The organism is Pantoea sp. X-Soil-TKNS-1207, from assembly GCF_059730485.1.
The window spans coordinates 1,970,516-1,992,988 of record NZ_AP035958.1 but is presented as its reverse complement, the minus strand read 5'-3'; the positions used below and the strand labels follow the sequence as shown (position 1 = coordinate 1,992,988).

The following is a 22,473-nucleotide window of genomic DNA, read 5'->3' as shown; positions in this document are numbered from 1 at the left end:
AACCCGGCAGATGCTGCTTTATGCAGCATCTGCCCACGCATTTGCGCAAATCGCTGGCGCTGTTGCGCAAGATATTTTTATAATGCTCTGCACTTTATGATAACTCAGCGAGTGCGCCATGATTGATTCCAAAATTCCTCTTACCGACATCCACCGCCACCTTGATGGCAACATCCGTGCGCAAACCATTCTTGATCTGGGTCGCCAGTTTAACCTCACCCTGCCTGCCACCACCCTCGACGCCCTGCGTCCGCATGTGCAGGTGACGGAAAACGAACCGGATCTGGTGAGCTTTCTGCAGAAACTCGACTGGGGCGTGAAGGTGCTGGGCGATCTTGATGCCTGCCGCCGCATCGCGCTGGAAAACGTCGAAGACGCCGCACGCGCGGGAATTCACTACGCCGAGCTGCGTTTCTCGCCGGGCTATATGGCGATGACGCACCAGTTGCCGATTGCCGGGGTGGTTGAAGCGGTGATCGATGGCGTGCGCGCCGGTGTGCAGCAGTACGGCGTGGATGTGCGTCTGATCGGCATCATGAGCCGTACCTTTGGCGAAGAAGCCTGCCTGCGCGAGCTGGAAGGTTTACTGGCGCATCGCGCGGGCATCACCGCCGTCGATCTGGCGGGTGACGAGCTGGGCTTCCCCGGCAGCGAATTCCTCAGCCACTTTAACCGCGCGCGCGATGCCGGTTTCCGCATTACCGTCCATGCCGGTGAAGCGGCTGGTCCGGAAAGTATCTGGCAGGCGATTCGTGAACTGGGTGCCGAGCGTATCGGTCACGGCGTGAAAGCGATTGAAGATCGCGCGCTGATGGATTTTCTGGCTGACCAGAGGATTGGTATCGAATCCTGTCTGACCTCCAACATTCAGACCAGCACCGTCTCCTCGTTCGCCAGCCATCCGCTGAAAGCGTTTCTTAACCACGGCATTCTCGCCACCATTAACACCGACGATCCGGCGGTTCAGGGTATCGAGCTGGCGCATGAATATCAGGTCGCGGCACCGCAGGCGGGCCTGAACGCAGCCGAAATGCGCCAGGCACAGGAAAATGGTCTGACGATTGCGTTCCTGAGCGATGCCGAGAAAGCGGCGTTACGGGCGCGTGTGGCGGGATAATGAGGTCGGTCCCCTCTCCCGTCAGGGGAGAGGGAGCCGTGTTATAGGTTACTTCATTGACAGGGTCTGGCGCTTCTCGGCTGACTGTAACCCCAGCTCAATCAGCTCCATCACCTGAATCGCGTCCTCGGCAGTGACCGGGTTCGCGCCGGTTCCGGCGATAGCGTCACGCACCGCGGCATAGTAGGCCGGGTAGTTGCCTGGCAGCGTCAGCAGCGCTTTCTCCACCATCACATCCCCATCCACCAGCGTCAGCACGCCATCGCGCATATCGTAGCCCCACTCTTCCTGCGGTGGACGCGCGCCTGACTTCAGGCGATCCTCCTGCGGGTCGAGGCCATATTTCACATAGCTGCCGCGCGTACCGTGCACCACAAAACGCGGCGACTCGGCCGCCACCAGCATACTGGCGTGCAGCACCACGCGGCGCTGCGGATAGGTCAGCGTGGCGTGGAAATAGTCGGTGGTTTGCGCACCCGGACGCAGTTCAGCCATATCGACGTTGATCGCCACCGGCGTACCAAACAGCTGCAACGCCTGATCCAGCACATGCGGTCCCAGATCGAACCAGATGCCGCTGCCCGGCCCTTTCATCTCACGCCAGCGCTGACGCACTTCGATGCGGAAACGGTCGAAATGCGATTCCAGATAGCGCACCTCGCCAAGGGTGCCATCAGCCAGCAGCGATTTCAGCGTCAGGAAATCGCTGTCCCAGCGGCGGTTATGGAATACCGACAGCAGCAGACCTTTGGCTTTTGCCAGCGCATCCAGCTCGCGCGCCTGGGACAGGGTGACGGTAAAAGGCTTATCCACCACCACATGTTTGCCCGCGTTCAGCGCCGCTTTGGCTAACGGGAAATGGGTATCGTTCGGGGTAGGAATGACAATCAGTTGCAGCGTCGGATCGTCCAGCAGCGCCTGGGGATCGGAAACAACCTGCACCGACGGCCAGTCAGCATGAACTTTGCTGGCGTCACTGCTGGAGATCGCCGCCAGCTCCACATCCGGCGTTCCGGCGATCAGCGGTGCATGGAAGGTTTTACTCGCAAAACCGTAGCCAATCAGGCCGACACGAAGTTTATCGCTCATTCTTATTCCTCTTGTTCGTTACCAGACTGATTTAAGACGAATCAGCCGGTAAGAACAAGGCGGAATCACCTGAAAACTCAGGAGATAGCACTCCGTGCTGGTTGCCAGCTCTCCTGCGCCACAAAGGCATCGTGCGCATCCTGGCTTTTGCGACGGAAATCGCTGGGGCTGACGCCAACCCGTTTGCGGAACACGCGTGAAAAATAGAGCTGGTCGTCATAGCCCACTTCACGGCCAACCGAAGCGATGGGTTCCTGGGTGGTCTGCAACAGCAGCTTGGCACGGATCACCCGCTGGTCCTCGCGCCAGCGCAGCATGTTGATCCCCATCTGCTCGCGAAACAGATGGGCGAGGCGCGACGGCGACAGACAAACGTGACGCGCCACCTCCTCAATTTTCACCTCGCTGGCCAGATGATTGGTGACGTACTGGCAGGCTTCAATCACACGCGGATCGCGGATTTGCTGATGGCTGCGCGGATCTTCCTCCACCGCGCGCAGCAACAGACGCTCCAGCAGATTCATTGCCAGCTCCTCGGCAAAGCGGCGCCCGGAGTTGTGCGTCTGTTCGATGCTGGCGAACAGCCGGTCAAATTCGGCACGCTGCACTTCCGGCAACCGTAAACGCCCCACTCCCTGCGCCTCATCCTGCCATTGCAGCCAGTCGGTCCAGTAGGCGCGTGGGCGGAAATAGACCCAGCGGTGGAACCAGCATGGGCTGTCCGGCGCGCGGCCATAGTAGTGCGGCGTTTTCGGCTGAAACAGCAACATATCGCCCGGCTGGCAGTCAAATCCCTGCTCGCCGTCAAACACCCGACCTTCACCTTTGATGGTCAGATTGAGGATATAGCCTTTCATCCCGAGCGGACGGTCGATAAAAAAATCAAGCGGCCCATCGGCGGTAATCGGCGTCAGCCCGGCGACCAGCCAGGCATTGAAGGGATAGCCCGGTAACAACGGGTTTTGTTGTGCCACAGGGGGTTCACGGTGGTACATAATGCCCTCGCTTTTCGCGTGATTGATTACCGAAATGGGACGGCCCGTGCCGTCCCGCTGCAAATGCCCTCTCAGGCAGCTTTATTTTTCTGTTTGTAGCGGTCAAAAATCACCGCCGCTAACAGTATCAAACCGCGCACCACATACTGTGAGAAAGGCGAGATATTCAGGAGATTCATCGCATTCTCAACGGTCCCGAGGATCAGTACCCCGGCCACCACGTAAGAGATTTTGCCGATACCGCCTTTCAACGACACGCCACCCAGCACACAGGCGGAGATCACGATCAACTCATACCCCAGCGACGTCATCGGCTGGCCGCTGGTCATGCGTGACGCCAGGATGATGCCTGCCGCCGCCGACACCAGGCCGGAGAGGATAAAGATGATAATGCGCGTACGCACCACCGGTACGCCCGCCAGCCGCGCCGCCTCTTCGTTGCCGCCAATCGCCAGGGTGTTGCGGCCAAAGGTGGTTTTGTTCAGCAGAAAGCCGAACACGATCATGGTGGCGATGGTCAGCCAGATCGGGGCCGGTAAGCCGAGCCAGTTGGCATAGCCGAGGGTGAAAAAGCGCTCATCTTCGATGCCGACCGCTTTACCGTCGGAGAAGATATACGCCAGTCCGCGCACAATCTGCATGGTCGCCAGCGTGGTGATCAATGCATTGATCTTCAGCCGGGCGATGACGAAGCCGTTGATAAAACCGGTGACCATGCCCAGCAGCAACCCGGCAGCCACGCCAATCCACAGGCTTTCCGTCAGGTTGATCACCACCGCAGTGACCACGCCCGCACAGGCAATTACCGACGCCACTGACAGGTCAAAATCGCCCGATGCGAGGCAGAACAGCATCCCACATGCCACCATGCCGGACATCGACATCGCCAGGCCCAGCCCTTTCATATTGATAAAGGTGCCGAAATTGGGGACAAAAATGGTACAGGCAATAAATAGCAGCGCGAACACCACCAACATGCCGAAGTTATCCCAGATACGCCCCAGTTGCAGGCCGCTGCGCTGCACCGGTGGCGTATTGGAAGTGGTAGATGAAGCCATAATTGCTCTCCTTTACATCAGGCCACGGCGGCCGCTTGAGGGGTTTTCGGCATCGCCAGGCTCAGGGTCAGCTGTTCCGTGGCACGGTCGTGTGGCAGTTCACCGGCAATTTCGCCCTCGCGCATCACGATGATACGGTCGGCAAGGCCCATCACTTCGGGCAGATCGCTGGAAGCAAACAACACGGCAATACCTTTGTTTGCCAGTTGATAAATCAGGTGGTAGATCTCATGTTTTGCGCCAACATCAATGCCGCGCGTCGGCTCGTCCAGCAGGATCACGTTCATCTCCTCCGACAGCCAGCGGCCAAGAATCGCCTTCTGCTGGTTGCCGCCGGACAGATTCATAATCAGCTGCTGCGCGTGGGGGGTTTTGATGTTGAGTGAACGAATATGGCTGTCGGCATTTTTCGTCTCCCAGCCCGGTTTAATCAGGCAACCGGCGGTGAGATTGTGACGACGCGCGCTGATGTTGATGTTGTCGCGTACCGAGTGCACCGGAATAATGCCTTCCGATTTGCGATCTTCCGGGCACAGCATAATGCCGGCGCGAATGGCGTCGATGGGCTTCCGGATGTTGAGCGCCTTACCATCCAGCGACACCGTGCCGCCGCGCAACCGGGTGGCGCCAAACAGGCCTTTCATCAGTTCGCTACGGCCAGCCCCAACCAGGCCGAACAGCCCGACGATTTCACCCGCCCGGACCTCTAACGAAATGGGCATACGCACGCCCTTCGCCTCCACCTGGTCCAGCTGCAAACGCACGGCGCCCAAATCACGCGGCGCGTAACCATAGATATCCCCCAGATTGCGGCCCACCATCGCCTGTACCAGGTCTTCATGGTGGGTGTTTTTCATGTCGGTGAAGGTGCGCACGTAGCGGCCATCTTTAAACACGGTGATGGCGTCGCTGAGGGCAAAAATCTCCTCCATACGATGCGAAACATACAGCACCACCCGGCCCTGCTCGCGCAGCTGACGGATCACCCGGAACAGATGTTCGATCTCACGCGCCGACAGCGAGCTGGTCGGCTCGTCAAAGGCGATAATGCGGGCATTGCGCGCCAGCGCTTTAGCAATCTCCACCATCTGCCACTGGCCGAGCGACAGGTACTTCAGCGGCATATCCGGATCGATATCCATTCCCAGATTTTTCAGCTGAAGTCCGGCTTCGTAGCGCAGCAGCTTGCGGTTGACCAGCCCATGACGATGCGGGATCTGGCCGAGATAGATGTTCTCCGCCACGCTCATTTCCGGCACCAGATGCAGTTCCTGATAAATGATCGCCACCCCGGCATCCAGCGCTTCGGTGGTGTGATTAAAACGCACCGGCTGGCCTTTGATGTGGATCTCGCCGGATGTGGGCTGATAGCTGCCGCTGAGAATTTTCAGCAGGGTGGATTTACCTGCCCCGTTTTCTCCCATCAGCGCATGGACTTCACCGGCACGGCAGCTGAACGAGATATCCTGCAACGCCTTCACACCTGGAAACGTTTTGCTGATGCCATGAAACGACAGAAAAGCAGAATCAGTGCTATTCATGGAAACTCCATATCGTGAGTAATGAAGCGCTCTGTACCTTTGAGGCACAGAGCGCACGCGACGGATTTACATCAGCCCTTTTTTCGCCAGTTCAGTTTTGAAGTTATCGCGGGTGATCAGCACCACATCGGTTACTTCGGTGAATTTCGCCGGTTCTTTGCCTTTGGTTACCCAGTCATACAGCATCTGGCTGCTCTTATAACCGTGTACGTCCGGGCTTGGCAGCAGCGAGCCGTAGAAGCCGGTCGCTTCGGCTTTGGAAAGCTCGCTCACCGCATCCACGCCGTTGATGCCGATGCCGATCACATCCGGCGCTTTAAAGCCCTGACCTTCGGTGGCGCGCACGCCGCCCAGCACGGTGTTGTCATTCATGCCGATAATCAGCCAGTGTTTCACCTGCGGGTGCTGCACCAGCAGCGAGTTGCCGGCGTCAAACGCCCCTGGGATATCGTTGGATTTGGTGGGCACCTGATAGATCTGGCTGGCCGGGAAGCCCGCCGCTTTCAGCGCGTCCATCGAGCCACTGGTGCGACGGCGCGCGGTATCCAGCTCGTTGGCGGTGATCGCCATCACGCCGGTCTCTTTGGCATTCCAGCCGCGTTTTTGCATCTCTTTATACAGTTCCTGTCCCTGGCGCTCGCCGATCTTCGTCGCCGCCATCATTACCAGCGGCACCGAGTCCATCGGTTTGCCTTTGGCGTTGACGAACTGATCGTCGACAGCAATCACTTTCAGGTTGTAACTGCGCGCTTTCGCCACAATCGCCGACCCCAGTTTCGGGTCCGGGGTACAGATAACAAAACCTTTAGCCCCGCTGGCGGCCAGGCTGTCGATGGCGTTCAGGGTTTTTTCACCGTCGGGAACGGCGATTTTGATCACTTCAAAGCCGAGATCTTTGCCCGCTTTGTCAGCAAAGCGCCACTCAGTCTGGAACCAGGGTTCTTCCGGTTGTTTGACGAGAAAACCGAGCTTCATGGTCTCGGCGATAGCGGAATGTGACATAAGCGCAGCGAGACCCACAGCCGCCAACGTTTTAGTGAATTTATGCATGATGCTCTCCGGCACAATGGTGTTTTTCGCCTGCTATAAACGAATCGGTGTAAACGCTACCAATCTGATTTCACTTACGGGTACAGCGCAAAATCAGCGCGTTAGGACAAGGTTTGTACAAAGGCTGTGCAAACGCTGGGCTAGTTGTAGCGGGAAAAGGCAAGAAAAATGTAGAGCGGTATCACATCCCGAAAAGCCGACAAAATCCTCCATATATTCAGCAAATTTAACCGGCCATTAACTTTTGCAGTGGATCACGAAACGCCTGCTAATGGCAGAAAAGTGCATATTCTCAGCCGGGGATGCCTAACCCTCTGGTCCAGCCCATTCCAGGATAGGCACAGATAACTTACACAGGAGAGTCTCAATGGGTGCTGGCGCCATAACAATCGGGCTGGATTTTGGTAGTGATTCGGTCCGCGCCCTGGCCGTGGATTGCCACAGTGGCAAAGAACTGGAAAAAGCGGTGGTTAACTATCCCCGCTGGGCCAAAGGATTGTTTTGCGATGCGCACGCTAACCGCTTCCGCCATCATCCGCAGGACTATATTGATGCGCTGGAGCAGGCGCTGGTGACGGTGGTGCAGGCGCTTAGCCCGGAACAGCGCGCAATAGTGCGCGGGATTGGCGTTGACAGTACCGGCTCCACCCCGGCGCCGATCGATCGCGACGGCAACGTGCTGGCGTTACGCGCGGAATTTGCCGACAACCCAAACGCGATGTTTGTGTTGTGGAAAGATCATACCGCCATTGAAGAGGCGGAGGAGATCAACCAGCTGTGCCACAGCGGTCGCTTCACCGATTACACCCGCTATATCGGCGGCATTTATTCCTCGGAGTGGTTCTGGGCCAAGATTCTGCATGTCTCACGCGCAGATGCCGCGGTGCGCGACGCCGCCGTCTCCTGGGTGGAGCTGTGCGACTGGGTGCCTGCGCTGCTGAGCGGCACCACCGCGCCACAGCAGCTGCGTCGCGGTCGTTGTGCCGCCGGACACAAATCCCTCTGGCATCCCGACTGGCAGGGGCTGCCCGCCGCCGACTTCCTTAATGCGCTCGACCCGCTGCTGACTGAACAGCTCGACTGCCCGATGTTTAGCGAGACCTGGACCGCTGACGTCCCGGTCGGCACCCTGAGCGCCGAATGGGCGCAGCGCCTGGGCCTGTCGACCGACGTTGTGCTGTCGGGTGGCGCCTTCGACTGCCATATGGGCGCGGTGGGTGCCGGTGCGCAGCCTTATACGCTGGTGAAGGTGATTGGCACCTCCACCTGCGACATCCTGATTGCCGACAGTGAAAAGGTCGGCGATCGCGCCATCAAAGGCATTTGCGGCCAGGTCGACGGCAGCGTGATGCCGGGCGCCATTGGTTGTGAAGCCGGACAATCCGCCTTCGGGGATATCTACGCCTGGTTTAGTCGTCTGCTTGGCTGGCCGCTGCAACAGGCGGCGATTGCCCATCCCGAGCTGCAACCGCAGCTGGCGCGTCTGCAACAGGATCTGATCCGCCAGCTTACCGACGCCTGGGCTGCTGATCCGCAGCTCGATCATCTGCCGGTGGTGCTCGACTGGTTCAACGGTCGCCGCACCCCGGATGCCAACCAGCGCCTGAAAGGCGTGATAACCGACCTGAATCTCGGCACCGATGCCCCGGCGCTGTTTGGCGGACTGATCGCCGCCACCGCCTTTGGTGCGCGCGCCATTATGGAGTGTTTCGAACAACAGCAGATCCCGGTGGAGAACGTGCTGACGCTCGGCGGCATCGCCCGCAAATCCCCGGCCATCATGCAGGCCTGCTGCGACGTGATGAACCGTCCGCTGGATATCGTCGCCTCTGACGAATGTTGCGCCCTCGGCGCCGCCATTTTTGCCGCCGTCGCCGCGCAGGTTTACCACGACGTCCCGGCAGCGCAGCAGGTGATGGCCAGCCCGATTGCCGCCACGCTGCAACCGGATAGCCAGCGCGTCGCGCGCTATCAACAACTTTATCAACGCTATCAAAACTGGTGCCAGGCCGCTGAACCCCAGTATGCCGCGCGCACCGCGTCCGCTAAGTAAAGGAGTGGTTTTATGGAACAGCACAACACACAACAGGTGTGGTTTGTCATTGGTACGCAACACCTCTACGGGGCGGAAACCTTACGCCAGGTGGAGCAGCACGCCCGCCAGGTGATGGATGGCCTGAACCAGAGCGGCACCCTGCCGCTGCAACTGGTGCTGAAGCCGCTGGTGAAATCGCCGGATGAAGCGCTGGCGCTGTGCCGCGAGGCGAATCATGCCAATGAATGCGTCGGGATTATTACCTGGCTGCATACTTTCTCGCCGGCCAAAATGTGGATCGGTGGCCTGAGCATCCTCAATAAGCCGCTGCTGCAATTCCATACCCAGTTCAATGCGGAGATCCCGTGGGACAGCATGGATATGGATTTTATGAACCTGAATCAGACCGCCCACGGCGGCCGCGAGTTCGGTTTTATCGGCGCGCGTATGGGGCTGCAACACAGCGTGGTGACCGGGCACTGGCAGGATAAAGAGAGCCAGCAGCGCATTGGCCGCTGGATCCGTGCCGCGCAGGCGAAACAGGCCAGCCACCAGCTGAAAGTGGCGCGTTTCGGCGACAATATGCGCGAAGTGGCTGTGACCGAGGGCGATAAAGTCGCCGCGCAGATCCAGTTCGGCTATGCGGTGAACGGCTGGGGCGTCGGCGATTTGGTCGAGGTGGTGAATAGCGTCAGCGATGGCGACGTCAATGCCCTGATCGACGTGTATGAAAGCCAGTATCGTTTTAGCGATGTGGCGGCGGTGAACGGTGAGAAGCGTCAGAACGTGCTGGATGCGGCGCGGATTGAGCTGGGGCTGAAGCGTTTCCTCGATGCGGAAGGCTGTAAAGCCTTCACCACCAATTTCCAGACGCTGCATGGCATGACGCAGCTGCCGGGTCTGGCGGTGCAACGTCTGATGGGCCAGGGCTACGGCTTCGCCGGTGAAGGTGACTGGAAGACGGCCGCGCTGCTGCACATCCTGAAAGTTCAGGCTGGCAATCGCCCTGGCGGCACCTCCTTTATGGAGGATTACACCTATCACTTCTCACCGGGCAACGACCTGGTGCTGGGTTCGCATATGCTGGAAGTGTGTCCTTCCATCGCCAAAGAGGAGAAGCCGCTGATTGATGTGCAGTTCCTCGGCATTGGCGGTAAAGCCGATCCGGCCCGTCTGATTTTCTCCACCCCGGCCGGGCGCGCGGTTAATGCCAGCGTGATCGATCTCGGCGACCGTTTCCGTCTGCTGGTGAATGTGGTGGACGCCATCGAGCAGCCAAAACCGCTGCCGAAGCTGCCGGTCGCCCGTGCGCTGTGGCGTGCGCAACCGTCGCTGGCCACCGCCTCCGAGGCGTGGATTCTGGCGGGCGGCGCACACCATACGGTGTTCAGCCAGGCGCTGGATCTCGACGATTTGTATCTGTACGGCGAGCTGAACGGTATTGAGGTGCTGGTGATTGATGAGGAAACCCGTCTGCCGGCGTTTAAAGATGCGCTGCGCTGGAATGAAGCCTATTACCGCCTGATGCGTTAACCGCCGATTGATTAGCTGAAACCTGAAAGGCCGCGAGCAGTCGCGGCTTTTTTTATCCACCGCACCAGGCCGTAGCGACGCGGTTTATCGCGACCGTTTTACCAAACGCACAAAACCAAAAAAGGTGGTCATAAATGACCACCCTACAACTCCGGTAGGGTCGCGATTTATCGCGACCGTTTAACAAGCCGCACAAAACCAACAAGGTGGCCATAAATGACCACCCTACAACTCCGGTAGGGTCGCGGTTTATCGCGACCGTTTCGCAAGCCGCACAAATCTAAAAAGGTGGTCATAAATGACCACCCCGCACCTTCACGTAGGGTCGCGATTTATCGCGACCATTTCACAAGCCGCACAAAACCAACAAGGGGGTCATAAATGACCACCCCGCACCTTCATGTAGGGTCGCGATTTATCGCGATCGTTTCACAAGCCGCACAAAACCAACAAGGGGGTCATAAATGCCCCCCCGCACCTTCATGTAGGGTCGCGATTTATCGCGACCGTTTAACAAGCCGCACAAAACCAACAAGGTGGCCATAAATGACCACCCTACAACTCCTCGTTGGGCCGCGGTTTATCGCGACCGTTTCACAAGCCGCACAAAACCAACAAGGTGGCCATAAATGACCACCCCGCACCTTCACGTAGGGTCGCGATTTATCGCGACCGTTTTACCAAACGCCCAAAACTAACAAGGGGGTCATAAATGACCACCCCGCACCTTCATGTAGGGTCGCGGTTTATCGCGACCGTTTAACAAGCCGCACAAACCTAAAAAGGTGGTCATTAATGACCACCCTACAACTCCGCGCCGGGTCGCGGTTTATCGCGACCGTTTCGCAAGCCGCACAAATCTAAAAAGGTGGTCATAATTGACCACCCCGCACCTTCACGTAGGGTCGCGATTTATCGCGACCGTTTCACAAGCCGCACAAAACCAACAAGGTGGCCATAAATGACCACCCTACAACTCCGCGCAGGGTCGCGATTTATCGCGACCGTTTCACCAACCGCACAAAACCAAAAAGGGGGTCATAAATGACCACCCCGCACCTTCATGTAGGGTCGCGGTTTATCGCGACCGTTTCACCAACCGCACAAAACCAAAAAGGGGGTCATAAATGACCACCCCGCACCTTCATGTAGGGTCGCGATTTATCGCGACCATTTCACAAGCCGCACAAACCTAAAAAGGTGGTCATAAATGACCACCCCGCACCTTCATGTAGGGTCGCGATTTATCGCGACCATTTCACAAGCCGCACAAACCTAAAAAGGTGGTCATAAATGACCACCTTGCGGTTGAGAGGGAACTAAGGTTCAGGAGGTTAAGCGCTTGACCGGTGCATTCTGCTGGCGATCCCACATCACCGTCAGCAGGCGTTGCAACGCGATAAAGGCAAACAGCAGAATGCCGATCGCGATCTTGGTCCACCACGAACTCAGGGTGCCGTCGAAGTTGATCCAGGTCTGAATCAGCCCCTGAATCAGCACCCCAAACAGCGTACCCAGCACCGTGCCTACGCCGCCGGAGAGCAGCGTGCCGCCAATCACCACCGAGGCGATGGCATCCAGTTCCACGCCCAGCCCCGCCAGCGCATAACCCGCCGAGGTATAGATGGAGAACACAATGCCCGCCAGCGTGGCAAGGGTGGTCGACAGCATATAAATCTTGATGGTGGTGGCGCGCGTTGAAATCCCCATCAGCTGAGCTGAAGTCAGGTTGCCGCCGATAGCGTACACCTGATTACCGAAGCGCGTGCGGTGCGCCAGAATGATGCCGCCCAGCACCACCACCAGCATAATCACCGCCAGCAGACTCAGACGGCCGCCGCCGGGGATCTTCCACGCCATGCTCGACAGCGTGGTATATAACGGATGGTCAATCGGAATCGAGTTCTCGGACACCAGATAGCTGCAACCACGCAGAAAAAACATCCCGGCGAGGGTAATAATAAACGCCGGAATCTTTAACGCATCGATCAGCCAGCCCATCATGGCGCCGAACAGCGCGCCAAGCGCCAGTACCAGCGCAAACGCCAGCAAAGGATCGACATGGTAATCGCCAATCAGACGCGCGAGAAACACGCCGGAAAAAGCGATCACCGCCCCCACCGACAGATCAATACCGCCGGAGAGGATCACAAACGTCATGCCGACGGCGATAATGCCGAGAAAGGCGTTATCGGTGAGGATATTGCAGATCACCCGCGTGGATGCGAAGCCCGGAAACTGACTCAGACAGAACAGATAACCGGCGACAAACACCAGCAGGGTAATCATGAGCGGAAGATGACGTTTAATCATGATGGACGTTTCCGTTTCAGCATCGCCAGAAAGCGCGGTGATTGCAGCAACAGCACGCACATCACCACTACCGCTTTCACCACCTGATTCAACTCCGGCGGAAAGCCCGACAGCAGAATCCCGGTATTCATCGACTGGATAATCAGCGCGCCAATCAGCGACAGCACCAGATTGAAGCGCCCGCCCATCAGCGAGGCGCCACCAATCACGACCGCCAGAATCGCGTCCAGCTCCAGCCATAGCCCGGCGTTGTTGGCATCGGCCCCACGGATATCCGCCGCAACAATCAAACCGGCCACCGCGGCACAAACGCCGCTGATGGCGTAGGTCGACATCACCACCAGCCAGCCGGTCACCCCGGCATTGCGCGCAGCGCGCAGGTTGATCCCGACGGCTTCGATAAACAGCCCCAGCGCGGTTTTGCGCGTCAGCAGCCACACCGCCAGCGCCACCACCAGGGTGATCCACACCGGCACCGGCAACAGCCACAGCGCGCCGCTGCCGAACCACGCCAGATTATCGTTATCGAAGGTGACGATTTGCCCCTGGGTGATCAGCTGAGCGATACCGCGCCCCGCCACCATCAGGATGAGCGTGGCAACGAACGGCTGAATGCGCAGCAGCGCCACCAGCACGCCGTTCCATAAGCCGCAGGCCAGCCCGGTGCCGAGGGTGGCAAGAATAACAAACGGCAAACCGTGTCCCGCCACCGTCAGGGTCGCGGCGGTCGCCCCGGCAATCGCCATCACCGCCCCCACCGAAAGATCAATGCCGCCGGTGGCAATCACCAGCGTCATCCCCACCGACAGCAACGCCACCGGCGCCGCGCGGTTGAGAATATCGATGGGGCTGCCGAACAGGCGGCCGTCCTGTACATGCACGGCAAAAAAGCTGTTCGCCACCAGGCTATCGACCAGCAGCACCAGAATCAGCGCAGCGATTTGCGGCATACCGGGCGGCAGTTTCGGCTTCCGCCGGTTGGGTTTTTCAGGCGTCATATGGGATTCAAGCATGTTGTTCTCCTCCGTGCGCAATGGCGTTGACAATCGACGCCACCGACAGCTGCTCCAGCGGGATTTCAGCCACCTGCTTCAAATCACGCATGATTAATACGCGATCGGCGTAACCCACCAATTCTTCGAGTTCAGAGGAGATAACCAGCAGCGCCAGTCCATCGGCACACAGGGATTCAATCAGACGAATAATCTCGGCGTGGGCACCTACATCGATGCCGCGCGTCGGTTCGTCGAGGATCAGAAATTGGGGTTTGGTCACCAGCCAGCGCGACAGCAGCACCTTCTGCTGATTGCCGCCCGACAGCAACTCCACCGACTGCTCAGCATGAGGGGTGCGGATGCCAAGGCTTTTGATAAAACGATCCGCAATCGCCTGCTGTTCACGTTTTTTAATCGGCCGCAGCCAGCCGCGCTGCGCCTGTAGCGCCAGGATAATATTTTCCCGCACCGACGCCTTGCCAATAATGCCGTCGGTTTTCCGGTCTTCCGGGCAAAACCCCATGCCCAGTTTTGATGCTTTGGCTGGCGTGCGGATTTGCTGCACTTTTCCCTTGATGGTGGCGGTGCCGCGATCGGCGCGGCGAATACCAAATAAGACTTCGGCGGTTTCCGTCCGCCCGGAACCCAGCAGCCCGGCCAGACCGACCACTTCGCCCGGTCGCACCTGTAAGCTGAACGGTTCGATGGTGCCCTTCTTGCCGTAATCTTCAAACGCCACCACCGGCTGATTGCTGCGCAGCGTGCTGCCCTGACGCTGCAAGGCGGTTTCCAGCAGTTCACGCCCCAGCATCAGTTTAATCAGCTCAATACGCGGCAGCGATGCGGTGTCGCGGGTGGCGATAAACTGGCCGTTACGCAGCACCGTAATCCGATCGGTGATGCGATACACCTGATCGAGAAAATGGGTGACAAAAATCAGGCTCATCCCTTTGGCTTTCAGCTGCGCCATCAGGGTAAATAACATTTCAACTTCGCTGGCGTCGAGGCTGGCGGTCGGTTCGTCGAGGATCAGCACCTGCGCCGACAGATCCACCGCGCGACAGATGGCGATAATCTGCTGCATCGCCACCGAGTAGTGACCCAGCTGGCGCGTCACGTCCAGGGCAAAACCGTAATTGCGCATCAGCGCATCGGCATCGCGCACCATGCGTTTGCGATCGATCATGCCAAACCGGCGCGGTTCGCGGCCGATATATAAATTGTCCGCCACCGACATATTCGGCAGCAGGTTGACTTCCTGGTAAACGGTTCCGATGCCCATCGCCTGCGCATCGCCGGTGCTGTGCGGTGTAATCGCGGTGCCGTTCAGGGTAATGACGCCCGCATCGCGGCTATAAACGCCGGTCAGCACTTTGATCAGCGTGGATTTTCCGGCCCCGTTCTCCCCCAGCAGCGCCATGATTTCGCCTTTGCGGATGCTGAACGAGACGTTATCCAGCGCTTTCACGCCAGGAAAACCTTTGCTGACGCCGCTGATGGACAGCAGTGCTTCTTCTTGTGGTGTGCTCATACGGATCTGCCTCGCCTTACGTCATGAAAAACCGCCCCGAAGGGCGGTGCGGGGATCAGTAGCCCATGTCTTTTTTCTTATCGAGTTGCGCCTGCGCATCTGCGGGCAGGAAGAGTCTCGATTCGGTTCTGATGATTTTCGGCGGCTGGGTGCCGTCTTTTTTCAGTTTCTCCAGCGCATCAAATGCCGGACCGGCCATATTTGGCGTCAGCTCGACGTTGGCGTTGGCTTCACCGGCCAGCATCGCTTTATACAGATCCGGCACACCATCAATCGAGCCGGTCAGGATATCTTTACCCGGTTTCAGACCGGCTTCTTTGATCGCCTGAATGGCACCGATCACCATGTCATCGTTATGCGCAAACACCATGCAGATGTTTTTGCCGTTGTTCTCCGCCTTGATAAAGCTTTCCATCACCTCTTTACCTTTACTGCGGGTAAAGTCGCCAGACTGGGAACGGATGATCTTGATGTTGTTGTGTCCGGCGATGGCTTCGGCAAACCCTTTTTTACGGTCAATCGCCACGCTGGCACCGACGGTGCCTTGCAGTTCCACCACGTTACACTGCTTGCTGCCGACGGTTTTCACCAGCCAGTCGCCAATCAGTTTGCCTTCCAGTACGTTATCCGCCGTCACCACCGACTCATACAGCGACTTATCATTCACCACGATGGCGCGGTCGAGTAAAAATACCGGGATCTTCGCGTCTTTGGCTTCTTCAAGCACCGGTTCCCAGCCTGTCTGGACCACCGGCGCGATAAAGATGGCATCCACACCCTGCGCGATGAACGAACGCACCGCCTTGATCTGGTTTTCCTGTTTCTGCTGACCATCGGCGATTTTCAGCGTGATGCCGCGCTTCTGTGCTTCACTTTTTGCCACGCTGGTTTCTGCTGCGCGCCAGCCGGATTCCGAGCCGACCTGGGCGAAACCCACGGTCAGACCGGCGGCCATCACCGGTGCGCTGAGTGCCGTGCTCACCATGGCGGACAAGAGTAAACGTTTCCACATAATTTCATTCCTCTGAAGGGAGTGTGCTGTAGGGGTACAAACGCGGATTAAGCCTGGCGCAAAAGCGCGCTCCTGAGAGCGACCTGCTTCACAAAACAGAGTGAATTAAAGGGGTTACGAGGAGAAGGCACTGAAAAAGCCGGTCAACCTTATGGACAAAATACCTGTCATTTTTGGCTATTGCGGTTAAATAAATGTAATAAACAGAATCGCTTATGTTGCACAATGCTGGAAACGATTACAGGCACCGCGTAAAGAATGGTTATAACGCTTTCACTAAAGGAATTCGTCGTTTTGTGACTGCCCGCACACATTGTGATTTGCTGTTTCACAGCCTGTTCAAAAAAATACCGACCAGTCGGTAATAAATAGAAAATTCCAGCAGAGCTGCGCCGCGAAATAACGTTATAAATTGGGGAAAATAACGCCCGCTATTTTGTCGTTACAGGTTGTGAGATTTTCTCACCACCGCCCGAATGACGGGGTTAAATTGACGCTGAATGCACCAGAAAAGGTCGTGATGAACGGCATAAAGGGTAAAAAAATGCCTTCTGATGAGCGAATTAGCTCACTTTGTCTGATTTTTGAATTTTTTTGTGACTGGTGTATGGACTCTCGTCGCGTGCTCCCTATACTTGGGCACTCCCCTGTTCCTTATTTTTTAATGGCAATCATGACTGCGCTAGATTACCTGCTGAAATTCCGCAAAGTGAATAATCTCGAGAGTCTGGAAAAACTCTACGATCATCTCAATTATTCGCTTACTGATGATAATGAGATCATCAATATGTATCGCGCCGCCGATCACCGTCGTGCTGAGTTAGCTTCCGGCGGTCGCCTGTTCGATCTCGGCCGCGTGCCGAAATCTGTCTGGCGTTACGTGGTATAATTCGCGCTCTGCATCTCAACACTATTGCGTTGTCCAGGTCGGGCGTGTCCCGTTTGGACATGATACGCTCTGCAACACCCTTACCCTGGTAACTGGATTAATTACATGACCGAACAGGTGACTCCACCGCGTATTGCTGGCTGGCTGCTATTCCCGCTGGCGTGGCTGATCATGACCATGCTGACCAGCGCGCTGGTGGTTGCGATGTATCTCAGCCCGCTGTTTAACCCGGAGCTGCGCAGCACGCTGTTTTCGCACGGCGGAATTCTGCTGACCCAATGGTCGGTGTCGTTGCTGACTGCGGCATTAGTCTGGCTTTACAGCATCTGGGTTTGCTGGATTTTCTGTCAACGCTCGCGTCGTCTGCCGCGTCACTATATTTTGTGGCTGCTGATGACGGTGCTGCTGGCAATGAAAACTTTTGCCTTTACCCCGGTATCCGACAGCAAAGCGATTCAGACTTTACTGCTGTCCCTGTTGGCCGCAGCGGTATTTGTTCCCTATTTCAAACGCTCTCAGCGCGTCAAACAGACGTTTATCCAGCCGTAATGGCGCGACTTTCGTCAGGAATTTAATTCTGAGTGCTTTCAGCCGCGCCGCAGGCCGCCTCAGGGTTGAGATGCGGCGCTCAATTCCGGATAATAGACGCCTTTCGGCTTCCCAGGTTTCATAATGACCGATTATTTACTTCTCTTTATTGGCACCGTGCTGGTGAACAACTTCGTGTTGGTAAAGTTCCTCGGCCTTTGCCCATTTATGGGCGTGTCAAAAAAACTGGAAACGGCCATTGGCATGGGACTTGCCACTACCTTCGTGATTACGCTGGCGTCGATCTGCGCGTGGCTGGTTAACCATCTGATTCTGGTGCCGCTCGATCTGGTCTACCTGCGTACCATGGCCTATATCCTGGTGATCGCCGTGGTGGTGCAGTTCACCGAAATGGTGGTGCGCAAAACCAGCCCGTCACTCTATCGCCTGCTTGGCATCTTTCTGCCGCTGATCACCACCAACTGTGCGGTGCTGGGCGTGCCGTTGCTGAGCGTCAACCTGAACCACACCTTTTTGCAGGCCGCGCTGTATGGCTTTAGCGCCTCGCTCGGCTTCTCGCTGGTGATGGTACTGTTCGCCGGGATGCGCGAACGCCTGGTGCTGGCCAATGTGCCAACCCCCTTTAAAGGTTCCTCGATTGCCCTGATCACCGCTGGCCTGATGGCGCTGGCGTTTATGGGCTTCAGCGGTCTGGTGAAATTCTGATGACCGCGATTTGGATTGCTGTTGCCGTATTAAGTGCCCTGAGCCTGGTATTTGGCGCCCTGCTCGGTTACGCCTCGCGTCGTTTCGAGGTGGAAGAAGACCCGATTGTTGAACAGATTGATGCCATTCTGCCGCAAAGCCAATGCGGCCAGTGCGGTTATCCGGGCTGTCGCCCCTACGCCGATGCCGTCGGTAATAACGGCGAAGCGATCAACAAATGCGCCCCTGGCGGCGAGCAGACCATGCTGAAACTGGCGGCGCTGCTTAACGTTGATCCGCAACCGCTGGACGGCGGCGAAGAAGTGCTGACGCCGGTGCGTACCGTCGCCTGGATCGATGAAGCCAACTGTATCGGCTGCACCAAGTGTATTCAGGCCTGCCCGGTGGACGCGATTGTCGGCGCCACCCGCGCCATGCATACCGTACTGAGCGATGTCTGCACCGGCTGCGATCTCTGCGTTGCCCCCTGTCCGACCGACTGCATTGAGATGCGTCCGGTTGCCACCACCACGGCCAACTGGAAGTGGGATCTCGAAACTATTCCTGTACGGGTGATCCCGGTAGAAAGTCATGCTTAATTTGCTCAACCTGTTCCGCAAAGAGAAGCTGTGGGATTTTCAGGGCGGCATTCATCCGCCTGAAATGAAAACACAGTCGAACGGTACGCCGCTTAGCCAGTTACCGCTGCCTGAACGTTTTATCATTCCGCTGAAACAACATATCGGCCACGAAGGCGAAATCTGCGTTGCGCCCGGCGATAAGGTGCTGCGCGGCCAGCCGCTGACCTTCGGCAGCGGACGGATGCTGCCGGTGCACGCGCCGACGTCAGGAACTATCGAAGCCATTGCGCCGCATATGACCGCGCACCCTTCCGGGCTGTCCGAGCTGTGCATTTTTCTCACCGCTGACGGCGAAGACCGCTGGACCGCGCTCGATCCGCACCCCGATTACCGTGCGTTGCCGCGTGAAAACGTGGTGAAACGCATTCATGAGGCCGGTATTGCCGGTCTTGGCGGCGCAGGTTTCCCTACCGCCACCAAACTGCGCGGCGGATTGCGTGGGGTGAAAACCCTGATTATCAACGCCGCCGAGTGTGAACCCTATATCACCGCCGATGACCGTCTGATGCAGGACTGCGCGGCAGAAGTGCTGGAAGGCTGCCGCATCCTCGCCTGGGTATTGCAGGCGGAGCGCGTATTGATCGGTGTGGAAGACAACAAACCGGAAGCCATCCAGGCGCTGAAACAGGCGCTGGGCGGCGAGCGCGATTTGCAGGTGCGGGTGATCCCCACCAAATATCCTTCCGGCGGCGCGAAGCAGCTGACGCAGATCCTCACCGGTCTGGAAGTGCCGCACGGCGGCCGTTCGACCGATATTGGCGTGCTGATGCAAAACGTCGGCACCGCCTGGGCGGTGAAGCGGGCGATTGTCGACGGTGAGCCAATTACCGAACGCGTGGTGACCCTGACCGGGGAAGCCATCGCCCAGCCACGTAACGTCTGGGGGCGTCTGGGTACGCCGGTCAGCCACCTGCTGCATCATGCCGGATTTACCCCCGGCCCGCGCCAGATGGTGATTATGGGCGGCCCGCTGATGGGCTTTACCCTGCCGTCGCTGGATGTGCCGGTGGTCAAAATCACCAACTGTATTCTGGCGCCTGCGGCCAGTGAAATGGGCAGCGACCAGGAAGAACAATCCTGTATCCGTTGCAGCGCCTGCGCCGATGCCTGCCCGGCCAAACTGCTGCCACAGCAGCTTTACTGGTACAGCCAGGGCGGCGACCACGATAAAGCGCGCGCGCACCATATTGACGACTGCATCGAATGCGGCGCCTGTGCCTATGTCTGCCCGAGCAATATTCCGCTGGTGCAATACTATCGCCAGGAGAAGGCCGAACTGCGCGCCATCGATCTGGAAGCGAAACGCACCGCTGAAGCCAAAGCGCGCTTTGAAGCACGCCAGGCGCGTCTGGAGCGGGAAAAACTGGCGCGTGAAGCGCGTCATGAACAGGCGAAACAGCGCGCTGCACGCAGCGATCAGGGCGAACTGGATGCGGCAGTGGCGCGCGTGAAAGCGCGTCAGGAGAAAACGCCGGAACAGGAAGCGGCTGAACGCGAAGCCCGTCATGCCCAGGCGCTGGCGCGTCAGGCTGAGAAGCAGGCCGAAACCCAGGCGCTTAGCCGTCAGTCGGGCGACCCGCGTAAAGCGGCGGTTGAAGCGGCGATTGCCCGCGCCAAAGCGAAAAAAGCCGCTGCGGAGCCGGTGGCTGAAGCGCCAGCGGAAACCGTCGATCCACGTAAAGCGGCGGTTGAAGCCGCCATTGCCCGCGCCAAAGCGAAAAAAGCCGCTGCGGAGCCGGTGGCTGAAGCGCCAGCGGAAGCCGTCGACCCGCGTAAAGCGGCGGTTGAAGCCGCGATTGCCCGCGCCAAAGCGAAAAAAGCCGCTGCGGAGCCGGTGGCTGAAGCGCCAGCGGAAATCGTCGATCCACGCAAAGCGGCGGTTGAAGCCGCCATTGCCCGCGCCAAAGCGAAAAAAGCCGCTGCGGCGGAGCCGGTGGCTGAAGCGCCAGCGGAAATCGTCGATCCACGCAAAGCGGCGGTTGAAGCCGCCATTGCCCGCGCCAAAGCGAAAAAAGCCGCTGCGGCGGAGCCGGTGGCTGAAGCGCCAGCGGAAATCGTCGATCCACGCAAAGCGACGGTTGAAGCCGCCATTGCCCGCGCCAAAGCGAAAAAAGCCGCTGCGGAGCCGGTGGCTGAAGCACCAGCGGAAACCGTCGATCCACGCAAAGCGGCGGTTGAAGCCGCCATTGCCCGCGCCAAAGCGAAAAAAGCCGCTGCGGCACAGCAGGCTGCAACGCCCGCCACAACCGATTCCCCCGAACCGGAGGCCGCTGCGTCTCCTGACTCCGCCGACCCACGTAAAGCGGCTATCGCTGCGGCGGTCGCCCGTGCCAAAGCGCGCAAAGCCGCGCAGCAGCAGCCTTCGACGTCTGAGGATTAAATGGCTTTTCGTATCGCAAGTTCCCCGTATACCCATAACCGCCGCAGCACCGGCAATATCATGCTATTGGTGGTGCTGGCGGCGCTGCCAGGCATGGCGGCGCAGTGGTATTTTTTTGGCGTTGGTTTTCTGATTCAGGTGGTGCTGGCGATTGCCACCGCATGGGCAACGGAAGGCGCGATTCTGCGTCTGCGTAAAACCCCGGTGGTGCCAACGCTGGCCGATAACTCCGCGCTGCTTACCGCCCTGCTGCTCGGCATCAGCCTGCCGCCGTTAGCCCCCTGGTGGCTGGTGGTGATCGGTACGGTGTTCGCCATTGTTATCGCCAAACAGTTGTATGGCGGGCTGGGACAGAACCCGTTTAACCCGGCGATGGTCGGTTATGTGGTGCTGCTGATCTCCTTCCCGGTACAGATGACCAGCTGGATGCCGCCGGACTCCCTGCAACTGGTCAAACCCGGTCTGCTCGATTCCCTCAGCATGATCTTCACCCATCACACGCTGGCGGGTGAAACCATGCAGCAACTGCAACTCGGCGCAGATGGTATCAGCCAGGCAACGCCGCTCGACACCTTTAAAACCGGGCTGCGTGCCGGACATAGCGCCGAACAGCTGCTGGCGGAGCCGATTTACACCGGCGTGCTGGCGGGTCTGGGCTGGCAGTGGGTCAACCTGGGTTATCTGCTCGGCGGCATGTTGCTGCTGGCTAAGAACGCTATCCGCTGGCATATCCCGGCAAGCTTTTTGCTGTCGCTGGCATTCTGCGCCACCCTCGGCTGGCTGTTTTCGCCGCATTCACTGAACTCGCCGCTGATTCACCTGTTCTCCGGTGCGACCATGCTGGGTGCGTTTTTTATCGCCACCGACCCGGTCACTGCCTCCACCACTAACCGGGGCCGTCTGATTTACGGCGCGCTGATTGGTTTGCTGGTGTGGCTGATCCGCAGCTTTGGCGGTTATCCGGACGGCGTCGCCTTTGCGGTGCTGCTGGCCAATATTTGTGTGCCGCTGATTGATTACTACACTCAGCCGCGCGTCTACGGCCATCGCAAGGATTAATC

Annotated in this window: 18 protein-coding genes; 9 read left to right on the top strand and 9 right to left on the bottom strand. The window is 58.2% G+C overall.

Annotated elements, in window-relative coordinates; translation table 11 throughout:
- The first annotated feature begins 118 nt into the window (after window positions 1–118).
- Window positions 119–1,117 carry an adenosine deaminase gene (add, locus tag AC6I8V_RS09385; protein WP_497845589.1) on the top strand — a complete coding sequence of 333 codons (999 nt, stop codon included), beginning with the start codon at window positions 119–121 and terminating at the stop codon, window positions 1,115–1,117.
- 48 nt (window positions 1,118–1,165) lie between these two features.
- Here the strand turns inward: add and AC6I8V_RS09380 are convergent, their stop codons facing one another.
- The 5 genes from AC6I8V_RS09380 to AC6I8V_RS09360 all read right to left on the bottom strand — a co-directional run bounded on the left by AC6I8V_RS09380 (window position 1,166) and on the right by AC6I8V_RS09360 (window position 6,850).
- Window positions 1,166–2,206 carry an oxidoreductase gene (locus AC6I8V_RS09380; protein WP_497845588.1) on the bottom strand — a complete coding sequence of 347 codons (1,041 nt, stop codon included), beginning with the start codon at window positions 2,204–2,206 and terminating at the stop codon, window positions 1,166–1,168.
- Window positions 2,207–2,283: 77 nt separating this feature from the next.
- On the bottom strand, window positions 2,284–3,201 hold the full coding sequence (gene araC, locus AC6I8V_RS09375; RefSeq protein ID WP_497845587.1) for an arabinose operon transcriptional regulator AraC: 918 nt from the start codon (window positions 3,199–3,201) through the stop codon (window positions 2,284–2,286).
- 71 nt (window positions 3,202–3,272) lie between these two features.
- Window positions 3,273–4,259, bottom strand: coding sequence for an L-arabinose ABC transporter permease AraH (gene araH / locus AC6I8V_RS09370; protein ID WP_497845586.1), 987 nt, complete (start codon window positions 4,257–4,259; stop codon window positions 3,273–3,275).
- A 17-nt stretch (window positions 4,260–4,276) separates the two neighbouring features.
- Window positions 4,277–5,800, bottom strand: coding sequence for an L-arabinose ABC transporter ATP-binding protein AraG (araG, locus tag AC6I8V_RS09365; RefSeq protein ID WP_497845585.1), 1,524 nt, complete (start codon window positions 5,798–5,800; stop codon window positions 4,277–4,279).
- Window positions 5,801–5,866: 66 nt separating this feature from the next.
- On the bottom strand, window positions 5,867–6,850 hold the full coding sequence (locus AC6I8V_RS09360) for an arabinose ABC transporter substrate-binding protein (RefSeq protein ID WP_497845584.1): 984 nt from the start codon (window positions 6,848–6,850) through the stop codon (window positions 5,867–5,869).
- Between the two features lie 367 nt (window positions 6,851–7,217).
- Between AC6I8V_RS09360 and AC6I8V_RS09355 the strand changes: the two genes are divergently transcribed.
- Together AC6I8V_RS09355 and araA are read left to right on the top strand one after the other, a co-directional pair.
- The gene (locus AC6I8V_RS09355) at window positions 7,218–8,903 is read left to right on the top strand and encodes a ribulokinase (RefSeq protein WP_497845583.1); all 1,686 of its coding nucleotides are present in this window, start codon (window positions 7,218–7,220) and stop codon (window positions 8,901–8,903) included.
- A gap of 12 nt (window positions 8,904–8,915) precedes the next feature.
- Window positions 8,916–10,418, top strand: a complete 1,503-nt coding sequence (araA, locus tag AC6I8V_RS09350; RefSeq protein WP_497845582.1) for an L-arabinose isomerase — start codon at window positions 8,916–8,918, stop codon at window positions 10,416–10,418.
- A 1,326-nt stretch (window positions 10,419–11,744) separates the two neighbouring features.
- Here araA and yjfF read toward each other — a convergent pair.
- From yjfF to ytfQ, 4 genes are read right to left on the bottom strand one after another with little or no spacing between them, the layout of a single operon-like run.
- Entirely contained in the window at window positions 11,745–12,731 is a 987-nt protein-coding gene (yjfF, locus tag AC6I8V_RS09345) for a galactofuranose ABC transporter, permease protein YjfF (RefSeq protein WP_497845581.1), read from the bottom strand.
- A complete protein-coding gene (gene ytfT / locus AC6I8V_RS09340) occupies window positions 12,728–13,744 on the bottom strand; it encodes a galactofuranose ABC transporter, ATP-binding protein YtfT (protein ID WP_497845580.1) in 1,017 nt (338 codons plus the stop codon). Before ytfT ends, yjfF begins: the two co-directional genes overlap by 4 nt.
- On the bottom strand, window positions 13,737–15,257 hold the full coding sequence (locus tag AC6I8V_RS09335) for a sugar ABC transporter ATP-binding protein (protein WP_497845579.1): 1,521 nt from the start codon (window positions 15,255–15,257) through the stop codon (window positions 13,737–13,739). Before AC6I8V_RS09335 ends, ytfT begins: the two co-directional genes overlap by 8 nt.
- A gap of 55 nt (window positions 15,258–15,312) precedes the next feature.
- A complete protein-coding gene (gene ytfQ / locus AC6I8V_RS09330; protein ID WP_497845578.1) occupies window positions 15,313–16,269 on the bottom strand; it encodes a galactofuranose ABC transporter, galactofuranose-binding protein YtfQ in 957 nt (318 codons plus the stop codon).
- Between the two features lie 673 nt (window positions 16,270–16,942).
- Here ytfQ and ydgT point away from each other — a divergent pair.
- From ydgT to rsxD, 6 genes are all read left to right on the top strand, one after another.
- Window positions 16,943–17,158, top strand: a complete 216-nt coding sequence (gene ydgT / locus AC6I8V_RS09325) for a transcription modulator YdgT (protein ID WP_041525780.1) — start codon at window positions 16,943–16,945, stop codon at window positions 17,156–17,158.
- 105 nt (window positions 17,159–17,263) lie between these two features.
- The gene (locus tag AC6I8V_RS09320; protein ID WP_497845577.1) at window positions 17,264–17,707 is read left to right on the top strand and encodes a DUF2569 domain-containing protein; all 444 of its coding nucleotides are present in this window, start codon (window positions 17,264–17,266) and stop codon (window positions 17,705–17,707) included.
- Window positions 17,708–17,830: 123 nt separating this feature from the next.
- Window positions 17,831–18,412, top strand: a complete 582-nt coding sequence (gene rsxA / locus AC6I8V_RS09315) for an electron transport complex subunit RsxA (RefSeq protein WP_497845576.1) — start codon at window positions 17,831–17,833, stop codon at window positions 18,410–18,412.
- Window positions 18,412–18,990: an electron transport complex subunit RsxB gene (gene rsxB / locus AC6I8V_RS09310; protein WP_497845575.1), complete on the top strand. Its 579-nt coding sequence runs from the start codon at window positions 18,412–18,414 to the stop codon at window positions 18,988–18,990. The genes rsxA and rsxB overlap by 1 nt, the downstream gene beginning before the upstream one ends.
- A complete protein-coding gene (rsxC, locus tag AC6I8V_RS09305) occupies window positions 18,983–21,412 on the top strand; it encodes an electron transport complex subunit RsxC (RefSeq protein WP_497845574.1) in 2,430 nt (809 codons plus the stop codon). Before rsxB ends, rsxC begins: the two co-directional genes overlap by 8 nt.
- Window positions 21,413–22,471, top strand: coding sequence for an electron transport complex subunit RsxD (gene rsxD / locus AC6I8V_RS09300; protein ID WP_497845573.1), 1,059 nt, complete (start codon window positions 21,413–21,415; stop codon window positions 22,469–22,471). It begins immediately after the preceding gene.
- The last annotated feature ends 2 nt before the right edge of the window (window positions 22,472–22,473 follow it).

What these genes read in the sequence shown, in the direction of transcription:
- add (WP_497845589.1), top strand. Translation starts at nt 119, where the DNA reads ATGATTGATTCCAAAATTCCTCTTACCGACATCCACCGCCACCTTGAT.
- AC6I8V_RS09380 (WP_497845588.1), bottom strand. Translation starts at nt 2,206, where the DNA reads ATGAGCGATAAACTTCGTGTCGGCCTGATTGGCTACGGTTTTGCGAGT.
- araC (WP_497845587.1), bottom strand. Translation starts at nt 3,201, where the DNA reads ATGTACCACCGTGAACCCCCTGTGGCACAACAAAACCCGTTGTTACCG.
- araH (WP_497845586.1), bottom strand. Translation starts at nt 4,259, where the DNA reads ATGGCTTCATCTACCACTTCCAATACGCCACCGGTGCAGCGCAGCGGC.
- araG (WP_497845585.1), bottom strand. Translation starts at nt 5,800, where the DNA reads ATGAATAGCACTGATTCTGCTTTTCTGTCGTTTCATGGCATCAGCAAA.
- AC6I8V_RS09360 (WP_497845584.1), bottom strand. Translation starts at nt 6,850, where the DNA reads ATGCATAAATTCACTAAAACGTTGGCGGCTGTGGGTCTCGCTGCGCTT.
- AC6I8V_RS09355 (WP_497845583.1), top strand. Translation starts at nt 7,218, where the DNA reads ATGGGTGCTGGCGCCATAACAATCGGGCTGGATTTTGGTAGTGATTCG.
- araA (WP_497845582.1), top strand. Translation starts at nt 8,916, where the DNA reads ATGGAACAGCACAACACACAACAGGTGTGGTTTGTCATTGGTACGCAA.
- yjfF (WP_497845581.1), bottom strand. Translation starts at nt 12,731, where the DNA reads ATGATTAAACGTCATCTTCCGCTCATGATTACCCTGCTGGTGTTTGTC.
- ytfT (WP_497845580.1), bottom strand. Translation starts at nt 13,744, where the DNA reads ATGCTTGAATCCCATATGACGCCTGAAAAACCCAACCGGCGGAAGCCG.
- AC6I8V_RS09335 (WP_497845579.1), bottom strand. Translation starts at nt 15,257, where the DNA reads ATGAGCACACCACAAGAAGAAGCACTGCTGTCCATCAGCGGCGTCAGC.
- ytfQ (WP_497845578.1), bottom strand. Translation starts at nt 16,269, where the DNA reads ATGTGGAAACGTTTACTCTTGTCCGCCATGGTGAGCACGGCACTCAGC.
- ydgT (WP_041525780.1), top strand. Translation starts at nt 16,943, where the DNA reads ATGACTGCGCTAGATTACCTGCTGAAATTCCGCAAAGTGAATAATCTC.
- AC6I8V_RS09320 (WP_497845577.1), top strand. Translation starts at nt 17,264, where the DNA reads ATGACCGAACAGGTGACTCCACCGCGTATTGCTGGCTGGCTGCTATTC.
- rsxA (WP_497845576.1), top strand. Translation starts at nt 17,831, where the DNA reads ATGACCGATTATTTACTTCTCTTTATTGGCACCGTGCTGGTGAACAAC.
- rsxB (WP_497845575.1), top strand. Translation starts at nt 18,412, where the DNA reads ATGACCGCGATTTGGATTGCTGTTGCCGTATTAAGTGCCCTGAGCCTG.
- rsxC (WP_497845574.1), top strand. Translation starts at nt 18,983, where the DNA reads ATGCTTAATTTGCTCAACCTGTTCCGCAAAGAGAAGCTGTGGGATTTT.
- rsxD (WP_497845573.1), top strand. Translation starts at nt 21,413, where the DNA reads ATGGCTTTTCGTATCGCAAGTTCCCCGTATACCCATAACCGCCGCAGC.